This window comes from Candidatus Omnitrophota bacterium (assembly GCA_014728045.1).
GTDB lineage: Bacteria > Omnitrophota > Gorgyraeia > Tantalellales > Tantalellaceae > WJMH01.
Genome location: WJMH01000017.1, coordinates 4021 through 24146, shown reverse-complemented (window position 1 = coordinate 24146; position 20126 = coordinate 4021). Strand labels below are relative to the sequence as shown.

General features: G+C 54.3%; 1 protein-coding gene (running past one end of the window). It reads right to left on the bottom strand.

Annotated elements, in window-relative coordinates; genetic code table 11:
- A protein-coding gene (locus GF409_06555; protein ID MBD3426876.1) for a tetratricopeptide repeat protein crosses the window boundary here: on the bottom strand, window positions 1–20126 show its 5' portion. The gene continues 13540 nt to the left of window position 1, outside the view; 20126 of the gene's 33666 nt are visible here — the first part of the coding sequence; the start codon lies at window positions 20124–20126; its stop codon lies beyond the left edge, outside the window.

The window sequence follows — 20126 nt, the reverse complement described above, 5'->3', positions numbered from 1 at the left end:
CTCATGTCACTGTTCTGCTCCAGCAGGCTGTCCACTGTCCTTTCAACGGCCCGATCATTACCTTCTTCTGCGCTTCTGTCCGCAGAATGGTTAGCAAGTCCCATGAACGGCACGCATATGAAATCCGGTACCGGCGGCGGAGTCGCTCCTTCGGCCATTGCAGCTTCCGCCTCTGCTTTAAGTGTAGCCACCCTCTCCACGTACATCCTGTAGGCTTCGGCCTGTTCCTGTGCCGTCGGCCTTCCCTCGCCCGTGGCCTTACCGTCTTCGGCCTTGGCCGATGCCACTTCGAAGACGAGAGCTTTATCTGCCACTTCACGTACCTGGATACGGCTCCTTATTTCATCCGCCGAAGATGCTTTTACCGTCTCCTGGCGTTCACCCATGAGTATGTCCCTTATCGCGCCCGAAGGCCTGCCTTCAGTATCCTTGCCCAGCATGGCCGTCATCAGGCGTGCCCTTTCGTCCTTCTGCTCTTCCCTGACATGCTGTCCTTTGCGGGCGAGCGGCGCTTCGAACTCTTCAAACGTCTCTACCGCTTCTTCTTGTTCGGTAAGTCCCTTCTTGCGGAGCGTCTGTCTGGCTCTCGGGTTATAGACCCTCTTTCTCGCACTAAGCCCCTTCCACAAAGCGCGTCCGGCTGTACCTGCAACCGAAGCTGCGCCAACCGCTTTGACTCCCCATCCGAAACCGGTTATAGCGCCCGGGATTATCCCGACACCGCCAGTGCTCAGGCCCCCGATAACGGCACCGACGAGGCCTCCTATGACACCTGCGGCCGCCGTGGAGATGGCGCCTACGGCAGCTCCTTCTTTAACTCCTTCGAGGGTTTCCTTGCCGACGGTCTCTCTCAGCGCCTTGTCAGCGGCCTCTTTGCCTTCTTCGGCCTTTATCCTGTCGTAACCGTATCTCTTCGTCCACTTTCTTTTGCCCCAGCTGACCAGCCCGCCGACAGCCGCTCCTATAGCGCCTCCCGCCAACGTGCCCACAGGACCCAAGAAAGTGCCTATGCCGGCACCGACCGCGGCTACCGAACCTATATCGGTCGCCACCTGGGCAGCGGGGCTTTTCGCGGCTTTTCTGGTGGCCTTAAGAATACTTTTTACGGTCCCGTCAGCAGCCTTTGAGACCTCCGACGCCTGTTTTTCGAGAGTGCCTTTGGATCTCGGAAAATCAAGCTCTTCTTCTATCCCCTTGAAAGCTATATCCACCATCCTGCCGGGCATAAGTTCCGGCATCTCGCTTGTTCTTCTCGAACACCATCGGCGCAGACGGTCCTTGAAGTCCTCAGGTTCCAGCCCCCTTAACTTTCCGGTCTGATCGAAATACTCGTATTGCAACAGTTCCGCCACGGTCTCTTCGACGAACTTGGCGAACCTGCCCGTAAGCATAGTCTTCGCGTTATAGTCCATTTTGAGAGTATCGTATGTTTTTCTGGATACCTGGCCTTTAAGTTCTTCATCCAGCTTGTCGTATTCCCTGTCATTGACAAGCGCCGCTAGGACAGAAGTGAAGATCTCCGCGGTATCCTTGTTCAGGTTCCGTGGTGTTATCCTGGTAATACCTTCTCCGCTTTCGGTGATTATTTTCGTTTGAAGGGCTATGCTGAAGTTATCCATGAACTGCGGGTTATCACCGAAAGCCATTAGTAGAACTGCGCGGAGTTTGCGCGTGTCCACTTCGTTCGCCGTTTCCATCCGCTTGGCCAGGTCCTTTAAAAGGCCTGATGCCAGCTCGGGTTTGGTGAATCCCTTCTCTTTACCCTCCAGTATCATTGCCCTGTAGGGGGCTTGGGTATCTTCAAAATTCCGTAAGACCGCGATATCCATTTCATGGTTCTCAGCCCTTCGATCCTGCCCTTTTTCGTCGTGTTCAAGCAGCGCCTGGAACGCATCGGCGAATATCTGGTTCTTAAGCTCCTGCCTTTTCGTTACCTCTTCCGGGGTAAGTTCAATGCCGCTTTTGAGCTTATCCGTAAGCATCTGGTAGTTCTGTATGGCAAGCAGGGCCTCGTTCCTTTCGTCGCTGCCTTCCTCAAAACCCTGAAGCAGGATCTTTCGGTCGGGACCCTCCTGGCTTATATCATAGAAAAGCGATATTTCCGAGGGGTCGGACTGCCTTCCCACACGGCCAAGGGCCTGCAGGAGGTCACCTATTGATTTATTGCTCAACTGTGCCAGTAGCCTGAACCCGCTTATGAACCTTGTATCCAGGTCTATCTCGAACTCGTTAAGGGTCCTGATCCGGCTCCTTAACTGCTCCCTCGCCTGGTCGGTCCGCGCATCCGCAAGATCCTTCTCGAGTCGGTCCCTTATGCCCCCAAGGAGTTCCTTGATCTCGGATATTTTCTTCTGCCTGTTCTCCTCCGCCTGTTCCCCTTCACGGTATTCCGCTTTATCGAGGTCCAAAAGCTTCCTCGCAAGGCTCTGGGTGCTCTGCGAACTGTAATATTCAAGCACATCCAGCTCCTGCATAAGATCCCCCGCCTTATATTCACCGCTCGCGGAGACAAAGGCGGCCTTATCCTGGTCTGTTATGCCCTCTAAAGCGCTCTTTACCTTGTTAAGGCTTTTTATCTCTCTTTCTCTCCAGGCCTTTTCTTCCTCGCGCTGGGCTTCATCCTCTATGCTTTCGGCATCTTCCAGTTTCTGCCTGGCCCGGGTCAACGCCTCCTCAGTTACCCTCAAAGCTTCTACTGCCTCATCAAATATTTGACCCGCCGCCTCCCTCATCGCATCCAGGTCTTCCGCTTTTTGGGCGGCCTCAAGTTCGCCCGCTGCCCGTGACATTCCCGGCAGTCTCCTTTCCTCAAGGATAGTCTGCATTCTCTTAAGCTGATCCGATCTGACATAATCATTGAAAACGGTCAGATTCTTCATCGAAGCCTGATAGTTGGTACCCCTCGCTCCGGCATCAGTGAAGATCGTTATTACGTTCTGTTTCCCGGACTTCTTGATCCTTGCCTTGAGCTCTTCGCCCTTGAACTCACCGCTTACTATCTGTATCTCAACATCCGACAGGTCCATCTCGCCAGAAGCCTTCATCTGCTCGATGATAGCCTCCATTTTCCGCTGCATGGATTTTGCCTGCTCAAAATCCCTTACATACTGAAAACTGGCGGGCATCACATAACCTGTTTGCTCTCCTACGCTCATCTGGCGGGCGCCGCGTTTGATCCACCCCTTGAGCATATCTATCCTGTCGGCTTCCCCGTCTATCAGGATGGATTCGCGGGCCTTTCTTGCCGCGTCGCGTCTTATATGGGTCGGGATATCCAGCACACCCTTGGCCTTGGCGCCGTCTTTACCCTGCAGGATGCCTTTAAGTTCCTTCTCTGAGGCGAGAGCGGTACCGCTGGAACCTGTGATCACAGAGAAGAACTCGGTCCTGGCGGGCCCGCCGCCGATCTCGGATGTGCTGGAAGAATCCCCGTGGACCACGACATTCTTATGTTTTTTCACTTCCCTGAGATACATCTCAAGCACGGTATGCCTGCCGTCGCTGAGGCGGCGGCTACCCAAAAGACCGCTGTTATCGTAAAGCTTGACCTCGCCGGAGACGATATTGTGATCAACCCCCAGTTCAGTGGTCTCTATCATCATGATGGACTTTTTCACCCATTCGAAAAGCTCGCCGGCATCAAGATCCTCTTTCTTCGCAAGGTCCTGGCATCTTTTACGTATCTCTCTTTCTCCGGTCTCGGTCAATTTGAATCCACCGGTCCCCGTCCTGTCCACCTCATAATAATGTTGTTCAACAGCCTCCTCGGGGGTTTTCTCTTCCCCTGTCTCAAGTTCAGCGCGAACCTCCCTGCCTACATCACTGTTAACGAGATTATCGGCAAGTACCACACCCGCCTTGATGAGGTCATATTCATCGGTTCCCGCCTCTATTTCTCCCGCGGGCAGAGCTATACGATACTGCGTGGAAGCTTCCCTCATGGCCGCGTCTATTTCGTCGGTGATGATGAACATGAACTTCCGGCCTTTCTTGATAAGGCGTTCCTCGTCTTTTTTGGCCAGTTCTGTCGCAAGCTCAAAGTTAAAACCGGGAGTATCGAAGGTAACGATATCCACGCCGGTTTCACCCTCGTCGAAAAGGCGCTTTATCTCGGCATTCCTGTCCTGGGAAAGGTCAACGTCGCTTTTTGAAAAAAGCGCTGATCTTAGGCCCATGAAGTCGAATATTTTCTTGCGTTCAAAATGGTCTTTACGGGCAAGGTTCTCGTTCGAGGTCTCAGCGAAAGTCTTAAGACCCGTAAGTGAGGATATGGTCAAGGCTATGGATGCGAATTCAGTTTTACCTTCACCCGTCTGTATGTTGACCATGTAACCGTCGGCCGAAAGAAGTCCCGCCAGCACCTGCACCTCGTAAAGACTGTATCCCAGAGCATGTTCCATACTCAGGTCGGCGAAAGCCATCCCGGCGAACTTCTCGAACTCCGACATGCTTTCGTATGCTTCTTTCATCTTCTCCGGCTTGTAGTTGCCCTGCTCGTCCTTCGCCCCCGGTGCTTCTAAAATATCCCTGACCTTGGCCTTGACCCGCTCACGGAGTTCTTTCATGTCCTTCTGGACGTTATACTGCACCAGAAGCGGCGTGAGGTCATTTTCCATCTGGGTCCGATCGAACTCACCGGACTCGATCTGTTCCATCATAGCTATTATCCTGTCCCTTTTGCTTGTCAGCTTGTTCAGTTCCTCCTGTATCTGATCGATAGCCTCGGCAAGGTTCTTTTCCCTGTCCATCTGGCTGATGATCGCGGCACGGCTGAGAGGCTTGCCGTCTTCGTCTTTTTTGTCCTCAAGCTGCTTTCTTGTCTGAGCAAGGGCATCCCTTCTTGCTTCTATCATTTTCTCCAATCCGTCAGCCTTATCGGTGCCTTCTATATCATCATTAAGCCTGCCTATCATTTCCCGGAGTTTGCCTGTCAGTTCCTCCCTTTTCGCCTCGACGGTGATGTTATCCAGGTAATCTTCAAGCTGCTGCGCCGACTCGGCCCTTATATTGTCACCGAAGTCCTTTGACATTCTTTTTAGCCACCGCGCCCAGGCTTTGACTTCCGATTCGTCCATCGACCTGTAGTGTGCCTCGCTGACCTGGTGGACCTTCATGAACTGGTTGATCATGTTCCTGACTGTTTCCTTGCGCGTTGCATCGGTTCTGCTGGCCTCGATCTGTTCTTCCAGCATGGAGACCAGTTCGGGCATGATCTCGGTGTGGACCTTGTAAAGATACTGCGGGTCCCCTCTTATGGCATCGATCCTCGCCTTTATCCTCTCGAGGCTGGCCGCGTCAAGCTCCTCCATTTTTCCAAGATCGCTCATGACAAGATCGAGCTCTTTATCCATCGATTTGGTGAGAGCGCCCCTATTCTCCGTGTAATCCACACCTCCCTTGTCCATAAGTTCGCGGACGTAATCCTTATCTTCCTCGAATGAGCGGTTCTCCACTTCATCTGTTATCAGGCTGCCGGCTTCGGCGCTGGCCTTTGCCAGTTCCTCGGCTTTTTGCATTATTACCGGCAGTCTCTTCTGGAGACGGTCGGTAAAAAAGCCTTCAAGGTCGTTGCCGTATTCCTTCATGCGTGCCTGAAGCCTTAAAAGGACCGGGGCCGCGTAACCCTCGCCGAACTCGGACATCAGGCCCTGGAGACGGCCGTTAATGTCGCCAAGTTTTTCTGATAGCGCTGAGCGAACGCTCTCTGCGCCTTTTTGGGCGATAGAGACTTCTTCCGCTCCCTCTTTGTCCCTTTCCTCCCTTGTAAGTCCCGAAGCATCCTCGTTCTGCAAAAGCCGGAGCGTGGACCAGAGTTCCGAAAGCGTTACCCTGTCCAGCCTGCCTTCTTTTTCAGCGGCTTCAAGACGCGCCATAAGGTTTTCCGCCTTCGCGAAAAGTTTCTTTATGTTCTCCATGCCGCTTACCGGCTTGCGGCTTTCTTCCTGCACGCTCGTTATTCTGTCTATCAGACCTGTCACCTTCTTGGCATTCTCCCTGACCGCGGCCCCCTCTTCTTCAAGCGATGCGGATTCCATGACTATATCCAGTATCTGCCCCTTCTCCTCGTCACTGGAATAATAAAGGGACATTATTTTATTAAGATTTTCCTGTGTCAAAGCAGCCTCTTCTATATCCATATCAAGCCCGGCCATGCGCATGAGGGCCCTGCGGGTGTTCTTTCTTAATCTGGCGAGGTCGTCACGCACACCATCGCTTATAGTCGGATCAAGCCTGTCCGCGCGCGTGGCAAAATGTTTCAAGAGCTCGGCAAAATCGGGGATACGGTCGGAAAGGGCACTTATATCTTCTGGCAGGGTGTTCTCGAACAGCATTGTCTCAACTTCTCTGAACTCCTCGTCGGATATTCTCATGCTTGGCGGACCGTGAGCGGGGTGGCCTTCCATTTCGGCGAGAAGCCGCGCCGCGGTGGCCGAATCATACGCTTCAAGAGCTGTTTTTAGATCAGCGTATTCGGGAGCCAGCGCGCTGTTACGCCCTTCCAGGAAAGTGATACGGTCCTCCAGCTGCTGTTTTTGGCGCAGTACCTCCGGAGCATCCCCCAGCTTTTCAAGTTCCGCCAGCTTCTGGCGCGTCTCGGCCAGCATAATGCTTACCTTGCCCATATCCCTTATGCCTAACATAATGGCATTCAAAAGCGCCGGCTGGTTCAAAAGCACGACCTTTAGGAGCTCCGGTTCGGCAAGAAGCGCGTTTATGGCGTTCGCTTTCCTGTTCAGCTTATCTACCAGCTCTCCCGTCTCCTCGACGTTACGGGAGGCTTCATCCATAGCAGATGTGCGTGCTGCCAGCTCTCTTTCTTTCCTGATATTTGCCGCATAACGGTTGACCGTACCGGCTGCGGGAGCCACCTCGCCGCGTTCTATAGCCCAGTTCTTCACATACTCGGCTATATCCTTATTCCTGGTCAGCCCGGAAGCCATCGCTTCTTCCACGGCGGCTTGTATCTGATGAGCTTTAAGGGTGGTGCGTTTAGGTGCCTTGGCGATATTTATCTCTGCCTGCAGTTCAGCAGCCCTTTTCAAAGCCCGGAGCTTAGCGCTTATCCATCCTGCCGCCTCCTCGAAGTTCTCCCTGTCGCTCTGGCCGGGTTTTTCTCTTGCGATATCTTCTGCCCTGTTGCGTATCCATTGCCAGACCTCTTCAGTCCTGCCTTCTTCTTGCTCTGTCTGGATTATCTGCTGATCCAGCTCATCGACCCTGGCGGCAAGCTCCTCCGCGGTTTCTTCAGCTGCAGGAAGCTCTTCATCAGAAGCTTTAAAACGATCCCTTAATTCTGCTATCACATTGTTAAGTTCCTCCTGTCGTGCGGCAAGCTGATCTGCAGCTGCCTGCGCACGCGTGCGTCTCGCCGCTCTTGCTTCCGCGGCTTTCCGGGCGGCTTCTGCTCTTTCCTGTCTCTTTCCTTCAGCGAGGTCGAACCTTTTCCTGAGCTGGTCATTACCCATGATGTCATTGATTATCGATTCTCTCTCAGCCTCGGAGACTTCCAGGACGCTGTTCTTGTCGATGAGTTTAATTGCCTTGACCCCACCCCTGGAATTGAGGGTTACACCTATATTCTTGAGGATATCGCTCCTTCTATCCATTACGATGGGAGTCCCCCGCTTATGGAGCGAGGCGAGAAATCCCCTCACCTGGGAATCCGTTACCAGTCCCGCGTCTATTGCCTCATCCAGCGTCATATCCGCCTTCTCCTGCACTACCAGGCCCCTGCCGGCCTGTCTGAAAGCGGCAGGAAGCTCAGGCCGGGCCTGGTCCTCACTGAGGACGCCGTCCCATGCCTCGTTCCAGCTGCTGAGAGCGGAAGTGCCTTCGATAACACTGGACTTATACGCCACCTGCTGGTTGAAAAGGCGAGGCCTGTATTCGGCGGCGTACTCGGGCCTGTCGGTGAGTTTTATGACCTTGTCCCCCACGACCAGGGCCATGGCGTGGGCCCCTACCTGCATGTCGACTTTTCCAGTCTGTTCGAGATTTTCAAGTTCTTCGTAAAAAGCTATCGCTTTTTCCATCTCGGGCGTGCGCCTGACCACGCCTTTCGTCTCGTCAGACAGCAGTTTCAGCTTCTGGGATATCCTGGCCTTCTCGGAGAGCCACCCCTCGGAAAACTCTCCTTCCATCTGCCCCATCCTGTAGGCGATCCTGTCCAGCATGTCCCTGTCCACGAAATCCACTCCCATGGACATCGTCAGTATCTTGTAAGCGTCATTAAGCTTCTGCAGGAAACTCGGGTGTATGTCGTTCATGAGCTGGTTGACCGTGACAAGTTCCCTGAACTGCTGATGATAGTTCCTGGACGCTGCAATAACGTCAGCAAGGCGCCGGGCTTCCCGTCCGTCACGGGCTATACCGTTATCGATAAGGTACCTGCGTATATCCGAAGCCTGAGTGCTCTTTACTTTTTCGAGGATGTTCTCCATTGTCTCCGACTCTACCTCCTGGCGCACGGAGGCCAGGTTTATCTCTTCCTCGGCCTTTAACAAGCTGCTCCTGGCCGAACGCATCAGACCGGCGACATCCTCCCTTCTGGCAAGGTCCATCAGAGCCCCGGCCTCTCTGTCCAGGTCCGCCTGTATCCTTCTGAGCTCTTCGCGAGCAGATGCGGCATCGATCCTGTTCCCCTGGATTTGCCCGATCAGCCTGTTGGCCTTTCCCTGAGCGTCAAGATACGCTGTCTTGACCCGAGCGAGGCGACCCGCTTCGGCTTCGGCCTCTTTCTTTTCCCCTTCCAGTCTTTCCGCTTCGGCCATGCGGCCAAGTGATGCGTACTCTTCACGGGCTTTCTGGATATCGCCGTTAAGCTGGTCCACCAGCTGCTTTACCCTGTTCTCCTGCCTTCCTCTTTTCAAGCCGGAAACCGCTTTTGAAAGATCCGCCACGATATTGGCCATCATGTTAAGGTTGGAGCCGGTATAGCCCTGGTCTTTCATTTTGCCCCACAGTTTGCTCGCTTTTATGCGCGCAAGCTGTATATCCTGCAGGACACCGCTCGAGGCAAGCTGTTTTATTTCGTCCGCTTCGGCCATGCGTACCATAGCCCTCGCCCGGCTGGCCTCTGCCTGATTCTTGTACTTGTCACTGGCCCTTACCTGTGCAAGCTTATCCCGGAGTGCAGCTGCGTTACTCACGTCCGTCACCCCTTCCGAACGCAGGTATGTTTCGGCCGCTTCCATCTCTTTCACCGCCTCGTTCAGGTCCGCAAAAGCCACCCTGCTGCCTTCCGCCTGCCCTATGAGCTTTACAAGACCTCTTTGAACTCTCAATAGATCCGTGCCTATCCCTTCCCTGTCGGCCCTGGCGGCAACCTGCCTGGCCTGTTCCAGAGCTTTCTGGGCCTGGGTTCTTTCGGCTTTTTCCTGTGCGGCGCTGACCGCCTCCCGGGCGGTGAGTTCTTCTTCAAGCTTCTTTTTTGCCTCTTTCCGCTCTGATTCGATCCTGGCTATCTCTGCTCTGTAGTCATCCCGCTTCTCCACCTCTGATATTGCTGTTCTTATCGCCGCTTCGTCACGATGGTCAGTAACTCCCCTGGCCGTGAGATATTCCCCCGCGGCTGATACCCTCTCCATGTCACCGTCAACATACCGGCTCATTCTTCCCGAGACCGCCTCACCCAGGATCTTCTCGAGACCCTGGTGAAGCCCCATGACACCGACCTGCTCGACTGCTCGTTCAGCCGCTTCTTTCCTTCTCGCTCCGGCGCGTTCCTCCCGGGCCGCGACTTCTTTCATGCTCTCTTGCGCCCGGGCCACGATGAAATCCCTTAATTCATTCCTCTGCTCGGCGGTAAGACGTGAAAAGAGATCCTTTCCCTCCGCCGTAGCCGCAAGGTCGTTCAAGTATTTATCCACGTTGTTCTTGGCATAATTCGGGTGGCTCCGGTCGTAAATAGACCGTGCGTCCGAGGCCATTGTGGCTATATCCTGCTGAATGTTATTTTTAAGCTCCTCAAGTTCGGCTTCGGTCCTCCTGGCAAGAGCGTCCTTTTTCGAGTCCGCTTCAGCCTGAGCGATCCGCGTCGCGAGTTTCCGGTTTATGTTCTGCGAAAGGCTTATGAGTTCCTGTGTCTGGGCGTTGGTCAAAGCGCCGGTAACACCGTTGAGTGCCGGATTGGCCTTTACACCTCTTATGTATTCTCTCAACGTCATTAATCTTTCCATTTCCTGGCCCACGACCGCCTTGTGATCAAGACCCATCTCTTTGGCCTTCAGGATCATGGAAGTTGTACTTTCATAGGCTGCAAGGCGGCCCGTCCTCTCTGCTCGCTGACCCCAGTCCTTCGCCGTGGCAAAAGCCTTTACGGTAGCCGGCGCTTTCACACCCGGCTTCATTTCATAGACAAGTCCGTTCTCGAAGACAAGACCGAGCCTGCTTCCTTTTTTCCCGCCGTAAAAACCTTCCGACATGGCCACATCAACGCCTATCACCTTTCCGCCGAGCGCCGATTTCAAAGCCCGCGATGAGGGGTCATGGCCGACTACTTGTTCATAGCCCGCTATTTCGCCGTACATGGGGGACCTGGAAACGTACCCGGTGAAAAGACCGACCCTGCTACCGTCTATATTGTGACCGAAATTAAAGATAGGATTACTATAATCATTGTTCCTTACAGCATTCACGAGAATTTCGTTGACCGAGCTTACGAACTCTTCTTCCGAGAGATCGGCCCTGGAACCTTTTACCATGTCCGCTATTTCACTGGTGATAACACCGTGGGTAAAGACCTTCCCTCCCACTTCATAGGAAGCAACAAGATTCCCCTCCAGTATGTCTCTTTTCAGTTCCTCCACGAAAGCGTCGTTCATCAGCGACCGGTCCATGCCCTTGGTGACCGCGCTCAATCTCCGCTGGTCCTTGACCCTGTTGGCTTCGTTCCTCTTGTTCAGATTATGCCAGAGCAGGAACGCAAGCTCATGATTGCCTATAAGCCGGACAAGTTTGCTGCCTTTTTTGGCGGCATCTTTCTGTAAGCGCCTCATATACGTTATGGCCTCTCTGGACTGGGGGCCCCTGTCGATCATGTCCCCCATCTGCACCAGCGACATGTTCTGGCCTATCCACACGTCCTGCTCCGCGGTCGCGCCTTTTCGTATCACTCCGGCGCCTTCCAGGTAATCCCTCAGGGCCTCCAGGTCTCCATGGACATCCGCGACCGGTACAACTTTACGGTATTTATCCCTGCCCCGCAGACCGGTCACTCTTTCACCGGTAAGCTGGGCGACCTGTGCCTTGCCCCACATCTTGTCCGCCTGGGTCCTTGCGGCGAACCTTACCTGCTCCTGGTAATCCATCGCGTCCTGATATCCGAACCTCGCGCCTCCTTCACTAGCCGCCCAGTCAAGCACTTCCGCATGCAGGGACCTGTCCTCCACGGCCAGGGCGCTTCTCTGCTCAGCGCTCATCTGCCGTATATCGGCCAGATGGCTTGCGGCGACGGCTCCCTTACCGAAGCTTACGCCCTGTTCCATACCCGCGATGATATGTGCCATTCTGCAGACCATTTCCCTGACGCGCGGGGCTCTTTTCATGCCAAGCTCTCGCCATCTTTCGGCAAGTTCGGCCGCTTTCGCCCTGAGCGATCCGTTCTGCATCCACGCCGCTTCACGGGCTTCGTGGTAGACGGCTTCTTCGAGAAGTTGCCCGTAATCGGCTCCGGCAGCCTCGGCCTGCCTGCGGAAATCTGCATTGGTATTACGAACGATGTAGAGCACGTTATTATCCCTGAACTGGTAGGCCAGTCCCGCGTCCTTGAGGCCCTCTCCCAGCTCACCGAAATCAAAATCCACTACGACCGCTTTCTGGCCTTCTATGGTCTCTTCAGTGCCTCTTGCGCGGGCCGCCGAAAGAAAAGCGTCCCTTCCGGCGAAAAGCCTTCGGGCCCTGGCGCCCGTATCCTCGTCCGTTCCCATGCGTTTGGCCGCGCCGGAGAGAGCGATCACCGTATCCAGATATCCGTCCTCGAAGATGTTCTCCGTGCCGTCCTGGTACCTCACTTTAACGCTTACCGGACGGTTCTGCCTGTCCATTGAGACGCTGAAGGCGTTGATCTGTTTCCTGTCGGCGGTAGTGAAGTTTTCTATCAGCCACAGCCTGTCCTCCATAGGCAAACCCTCCACCATCCGCTGGAAACTGTCCTTGCTTTCCTGGTCCCAGTTTTTCATGGCCTGTTCGACCGCGATCCGGGGATTGGCCCTGGCTAAAAGCACCAGCGCCTGGTCTATCGTATCTGCTTCTTCCAATCTTCTTTCCGAAACCCCCTGATCTCTGGCGGCCGACTTCATTACCTCCAAAAGTTCCGCCGAAGTTGTAACATTGGCTAAAGCGTTCCTGTCAAGTCCCACCGTCTCGAAAAGCGCGTTATCGACAAGAGACATGTCACTAAGCATCTCTTCGGAGACTTCCACCATAAGGGCCCTCGCCGCGGCCACCTTGGCTATCTCGCCCATATTTACTTTGGCCCCTCTTTTAATCCTGGGATTGAAGGAGTTGTTCATCTGCTGGACCTGCATCTGTTTCGCGGCAAGGGGAAGTATCATGCCTTTCCTGGATTTATAAAGATCCAGGAAAGCCCCGGCGTACGCCTCTGCGTTCCTTCCGGTCATATCCATGGCGGCCATATCGGCAAGGGCCTGTTCACGCTCGGCCCGGGCGGACTCGGCCTCCTCGGTCGCTTTCGTCCTCTCCTCCCGTGAAAGGCTCCTGTCACCGGCTTTCTCCATCGCCGACTCGGCTCTCTGCCCGGCGTCGATCGCCTTCTGCATCAATGCGTGCTTCCTGGCGGACAGGATATCTCCGGCCATCTGTTCATACTTGCCGTCATTGGTCGCCGAGGCGAAGCCTTCAGCGAGCGCGAGATTGATCCTGGTCCTTCCGCTGGAGTCCATCTCCGTGCTGGCTAGAAGTCTCACGTTGGCTTCCGTCTCTGGCTGCAGGATAAGCGCTTTGTCGATATCACCCAGGTTTTCAAGATCGGACTGCTCAAAAACGAACTTCCAGGCCCATTCACCCTCGGCGTTCCTGTAGACGACCACGGGAGCCTGGGTCTTTTCCTTTGTCTGGGGATTTATGTATAACGGGTGTTCATGACCCTGAACGCTTACATCCCTCTCGCCCAGGTGGTCGAGTATCCTTTGAGCGAGGGCCGTATCCACTGTCCCGGACCTCTCCCCGACACCTTTTTTAAGTATTGCGCCTTCACCGGATGAGATCACGCCATCCCTGCCCGTCTCCATTCCTATGTTGAACCCGGGCTGGTGCTCGGCGACTATACTTCCGGTAACATTGCCCCGAGCGTCCTTTTTGGCCACAACGTATTCCGACGGATAAGTGCTTTCGAAAGCACGCATCAGCGGATATATCCGTGGGGATGAATGTCCCTGCTCAAGCGACATGAATACCTCCGGCGCCAGGTTCTGCCTGATCTGCATAAAATCGAGATTGCCGATAAATTCACCGACCTCGCTCTCGGTCAGTTTCCTGCCCTCGTTAGCGGCGGTTTCCATCTTATTCACGAAAGAATCCGCCCGTGATGCCTCCCTTTCCAGTCCTGCGAACCTGAGTTCATCGGCGAACCACTTCATGTTATCCACCGCCGACTGCGTGACATATTCGCCGAGCTCCACGCTGAGAAGAGCGTCCACCAAACCACGCTGTCCCTCCTTTTCACCGAATACCATTTTCAGGACCTTCCTGCCGCTGGCGGTTATACGGTCCTGCCCGCGTTCCTTCATCTCAAGGATCATATCCCCGTTGTAAAGCAGAAGACATCCATTATCCGCGGCATACTGCTGGAGCCTTTCCAGTGATTCCACGTCATTATGAACGTCTCCCACCGCTATCATGTTCACCGGCTTATCCAGCTGTCTCTGGGCCTGTTCCATCGTCATGGCCCTACTGCGGGAGACGGGTATGCGAACCTCGTCCCCTTCGGCGTTCCTGGTGACCGCGACCGTGTTCACGACGACCGTCCCGTCCGCCTGGCGTTCTATTCCCTTCTCGATGAGCATCTCTTTCTTGTTGGCACTGGCGAGCTTGATCTCTTCTTCCATGAAGCGGCCTATCGACACTTGGTCCTCTCCCCTTTCGGCCATCTGATGCGCTTCGGAAACGATCTGGTCGAGGCTCTTCTTGAGGGTCCTTCCCGCAGAATCCTTCACTTCCCTCAACAGAAGGTCCACCTTCTGGTCGGAAAGATAAAAGGAAGGCATGCCCAGCGCCTTTATCATGGCGAAACGCACTTCACTGTCGGCGTTCCTGAGAGTCTCCGCCAGTGCGTTATTCCGTGATATGTTCTTGAAGGCGTTCTCTATGGTAGTTGAAGCGAACTCGCCGCCTATGGTCGCGAAAAGATAACCCGCCAACTGGGCGGCTTCCCGGTAATCCATCCCCAAGCTTTCCATGGCTTTGGGTATGGCCCTTAAAGCCCCCTCATAATTGCGTACTTGGGAAAGACCGAAACTTGCCGCCATCTTACCAGCCGCGTCGGACTTAAGTATCGCTTCATAGACGCTCTTGTGGAATCTCCTGCTCTCTCCGGCAAGGGCCCTGAACCTTTCCGGTTCGTTCTCCGCCATGCGCCCAAGCTCTGCGTAATGATAAGGGGTCAGTCCACCAAGTTCGGTCCTGCCGAACATTGCCGCCTGTTCGGCGCTCGCCGCTATATGAGCCATCCGGGAAAGGATCTGTGGCATCATATCCGCTTTGATGCTTTCTACGGCGGCCTCATCCTTTTCCAGGCCTTCGGCCTTGGCCTGTTCCTTGGCAAGGCGCGTCGCCTCCTTCTCGGCCAGTTTGGAAAGACCGCTTTCAGAGACCATCGCCTGCTGCCAGAATGCTTCCCTTGCCTCATGGAACCTGGCTTCTTCGGTGAATTCGGCGAACTGCGGGTTGGTATTGAGCGCTATTATCAGGCTGCCATCCTGCGCCCTGAACTGGTACGCCGCCGCGGCATCCGCGAGGCCTTCACCGAGCTCCGCGAAATCCATTTCGACCACCCTGGCCCGCATGCCGTGAACGTCGGTCTCGCGCACGTTCATCTCATCGGCAACGCGCTGTATGTCCGACTGTCTGGCACCTAACTGCCTGGCTCTGAGCCCGGTATCCTCGTCGGTCCCCACGCGCTTGGCAGCACCGCCCATCTCTTGCTCTTTCTCGGCGGCTCTTCGGGCCTCCTCATCGGCAAGGCCCTCGACCATTTCTTTTTCGGCTTCCTCTTTAGCGGTGCGCGCCTCGGCCAGCTCCCTTGTTTCATCATTAAGACTGGCCAGCGCCAGGCGTCCTTTCTGGATCATCTCCTGGCGGCCTCTTTCGGCCGCGTGCCTCCTATAATCCCGGTACTGCATTTCGTACGCGGCCTCTACACTGTCAATGTCCTGCCCGACCTGCTCGCTGTAGGTTCTCAGAAAACCATTGACCCTATCCTTTAACCCTTCTTTTGCCTGCAATTCGGACTCGGTCAGAAATGACCTTAATCTTGCCGCCAGTTCCCCGTTCCTGTTGGCGATGACCTCGCCGTCCACTTCCACCATGCCCTTTTTACGAACGGCCCCCATTGCGGCCAGGCGGTGTATGAGGGTCTCGGCGTGGGTTTCCGCAGATCTCGATTCATCTCTGGAGTCAACACTTGTTCTTCTTTCGGTGGTAAGGTGCCCCTCAAAAGCGATGTTTATCCTCTTTTTCCCGACCTGTCTTTCGAAAGCATCCGTGTTGATCTCGGCGTTGGCAAGTCCTGAAGCGCTGCGCAGAGCCTCCGATATCGCATCTTCATTGATCGTACCCCCGTTATTCTTCATGGCTTCCACGAACGCCTCGTGCACGCCCACGCTGGCGGCGAGGATATAATCGTCCGCCATATCATGTGAACCGATGTACGAGTTCAGGGCCTTGAAGGGGAACATCCTTACCTCTTCCCCCCGCTCTCCCAAGACAACGTAGTCGGTCTCTCTTCCGCCCAGGCCCTTTTTGAGGCGTGCCATGGTCTGCGCTTTTTCATGCTCTGAAAGGTTGTTCAAGTTGGCGTGGCACATCATGTCCACGTTAAGTACGTTGACCGTACCGTCCTTGTTGATCAGTACCATGAAAAAGTCCGCGGGCGGGCCTCTTACCATCAGTACCCTTTCCTCGTCGCTTAAGGCTTTTCGTTCTTCAACGTCCATTCTGAGAACCTCAACAAGCAGATCATGGAATATTTCGGCATTGTAACTTGTGTAAGCGTCCCCGGCGTCATATTCTTTGCCCGTCCTTTCCCGGGCCCTTGCCAGGAATTTCTGGACGGCTCTATTCATGGTCTTCTTGACGCCCTCTCTTCTCTCTTTCACATTACTGAGGTTCTCAAGGACCGTCTGAGCCTGTTCACCGGTCTCGACTTTCGCGAAATCATGTTCGGTCACGACGACCATGCGGTTATTGAACCCCGCCATGCCGTACTGCATGATCTGGAGAACACGGTCCTCTCCCCTGAAAGTGATGCCTTCGGGAGCGTTCTCCCGCGCTATCATCTCCATGACCTGCTGCCTCTGTCCGCTTGCCTGTCGCCACATATTTTCAAGTTCGGCCCTGGCTTCCTCGGCGCTTTCTTGCTGCTCATATACGCTCGTTATAAGTTTGTTTATGGTATCAGCGTCCCATTTCTTTCCAGCATTCTCTTCGGCCGCGGTAAGCATATCCGCACCGGTTACCTGGCTGAGTGAATCCCTGGTGGCTCTCACGGCCGCCGCCGGCATTATGAAAGGCGGAACGTCAAGCCTCGCGCTTTCAGCGCTTTCTCTGCCGAGCATCAGGGCGACACGGTTCAGAAAAGCTTTTTCAGCGTTTTTGTCCACCGCGACCCTTAAAAGACCCGCTTCCTCGTCGAACACAACTTTGTTGCCGGAGACCTCCTTAGCTATACTTTTTATCTCGGCCCTCTGGTCCTCGGAAAGGTCCATCTCGGCGAAGTCATATATCTGGTAGCTTGATCCGGCGTCCACGAGCTGTTTCTGAAGACGCAGCAGGAAGTCCTGCACGTCTTCTTTGGAAAAGGATTCGGGGAACATGAAAAAGTGTTCGTCCTGCCCGAAATGGTAAGCGAAGACGCCTTCTGCCTCAGCGAAGGCAAGGGCTACTTCCGTCGCCTCCGGGGAAAGTTCATCCATTATGTTCGCGCCCACGGAACTTTCCCGGGCCTTACCGGCCATGCCGTCGGCAAATGCCGCCCAGACCCGTCCAGACCTCGCCAAAAGATCACGCAGCCCGTCATATCCCGTTTTGGTCCCGTCCGCCCTGCGCACGGCAGTTACCAGTTCCCCCGCGTCGGTGCGGGTCCCCTCCAGTATGGATTCAGCGAGACCCTGTTCGACCGCTCCCTGCTCCTGCGCTTCGGCGAGTATCAGCGCCGGAAGGAGTTTCGGTGAAGTCCTGAGAGCGGCACGAGCCTCCTTGGTAAGATAGATCCTCTTATTGTCCGTATCCGCGAAACTCCCCATGAAACGCGTGCCGTCCACACTATCCACCGTGACTATCGACCATCCGGAGACATATTCGGATATCTCCCCGGCGCGGGCGTTACCTTCAAGGGCCTCTTGAAGCGCCTCCACCGCTTCGGCGTCATCAGTTAAATTCTCCTCGACCCCCGCCTCTTGTATGCTCTTTAGTTCCTCACCGGAAAGCTGGCTTACCGCCGCTCTTCTCTCGCGGGCGTTCTCCGATTCGACCAGAGCGCGGAGCTTGACACCAAGTGAATCTATCTCCTCTCCGGCTCGTTCTTCTCCGGTGACGCCCCTCATTTCGTTCATGGCGGCTATGACACGGTTATCTTCTAAAGCCGTTTCAGCGGAAAGCCCCATAACAGAGGCGAGTTTTTCAACCTCCTCCTCCAGCTCACTTAAAGCTTCTTCCTTGTCGTGGTGCCTTTCCACGTAATTGGTCAGCCTGTTAAGAAGCCTGTCTATTTTCTGGGACTGTACGTTCTGGAGAAGTTCCTGCCCCCTTTCGACCGCCATGGCGCCTATTTTCTCGGCTACGAGTATCGACTGCTTGAACTTGACCTTTTCTATGGCCTCCGCGCTGACGTCGGTAACAGCAGCGAGGGTTATTTCCTTTTCCTTGCCCTCGGCTTCCTCGGCGGTGGTCACCTTGAATCCCAGATTACCACCGAATCCCTGCAACCCTTCGGTATTAGCCCATATATCGACCTCGCCTTCTCTTCTGACGTCTATGGTCACCTTGCCAAGGAAACTCGCCATTAATAGTTTGGCCGCGTCCGCCTGCTCCTGGGTTATTTTTCCCTCCGCGGCCAGCATGTCCTGGCTTCTTTCGTAAGCGCGCTGGTACCTGTTCACGTACTTTTCCATCAGCTCCGGGGTAAGTCCGACCTTCTCCGAGAACATGTATCCCATTAACAGCGCCGCTGTCTCGGCGAATTCAAGTTTCTCCATCTCACCCGTCTTAGAGTTCTCCAGTATCTTCTTGTTAACCGCATGGAAAGAGGTCGCGGCCAGGAATTCCTCCGACTCCAGGTACTTCTTGTACTCGTTGGTCTTGTTGGTGAGTATGGTTATATAGGGCCTTTTACCGGTCCTGGCGTTGAACCTGGGAAGAAGGATTATGTAGGAAAGCTTGTCGGACCTGAGAATATCGGTAACGCCTTTTGTATGGAACCCGCCGGTAATTATCGCTCCCACGCTGGCATTATTCTCCTTCATGTACTTGATGGTGTTATTCACCATCGCCCGGTTCCTGCCGGTAGCCGCCTCGTAAAAATCTACCGCCTGCGGCAGTTGCCTGAAAAGTTTACCCGTCTCACCCAGGTCGGCAGGAAGGGGTATGCCGTATTTTTTGTAGCTCGTCTTTATGAAATCCATGAACCTCTCGAGAGTGAACTTATCCATGTTAGCCTCGAAATACCTCAGCTGTCCGCTGGTAAGCTTGACCTCGAAGACGTTATGGAGGATCTCGACATCCTTTAAAAGCGCGGTAAGCTCTTTTTCCTCGTCGTTCCTGTAGAGCTTATCCCTTACCCTGTTCTCGTAATCGTCTATCTCGTCCATAAGGGAACCCAGGTCTATGGACTCATAGAGATTGACATAATCACAGAAAGTCTCCAGTTCATTGTAATGCTCAGAGTCCAGGTTCTCGCCCTTACAGGTGAACAGTATGTATGAATAGAACTGGCTCTTGGATATCTTGCCAAGCTTGAACGAAAGGCTTTTGAGTATCAGCTCTTCCAGCGGTTCCCTCCTAAGGCGTTTGGCCAGTATGTCCAGCACCTCGTCCCTCTGCTGGTTGGTAGCCCTGTAATTGATCGATTTTTCCGCTTTTACGGCCTGCATGAGCTTATCTATGTTGGGGTAGTTCTCGCATTTTATGCCGTTCTTGCCGCCTATCTTCCTGACCTGGGCCCACCGGCTGGTGAACTTGACCCCGTTACGGTGGTTGAGCACCGAGTTGCGGTTGAGCCGTTTAAGCTCATCGGAGAGTATATTGTCTTCCAGCGCGTAAAGAGCGCTCCTGAGCGAATCCACTATCTTCATGTTGCGCTGCTTTTTATCAAGAAGACCGAGGAAAGCTCCGTAGTTCTTCAGGTAAAGGTCACTGTCATCGATACCGTAGATGTTGACCGGCGTGGTGGACATCGCGGAAAAGAATTCACCGGCCGAGATCTTTCCCGATCGCATCAGGTATTCGGAAGCCTCCTTTTTGGCCTCCTCGTCCGGGAAAGCCGATATAACGCTCATGTCGATAAAACCCTCGGCGCCTTCCACGCCCACGAAATTCACGTCATAGTTGACGGCAAGGTTCTCAAGCACCGAAACTATGGATTCCTGAGCACCGTAATTGTCATGTACATCCTTGATATTTATTATGAGCTCTTTACTGGGGGTTTTGTTTATGTCCTTGGTTATGGCGATATCACGGGGTATGGATACCTGATTAAGATCTATCCTTCCTTTTACCAGAGGCTGGCCAGTCTGCGGCTGCACCTGGCCGAAAGTGATCTGCTGGAAAAGAAAAGTGATCACGACCGCCATGGAGATGATCCTTATCCATGGCCTCGAGCGTTTTTCGCCTGCTTTTGCGAAAACCCCTCCGGGAGACTTCCCGGTATGATTATTATTGATATTCGCCTTCAT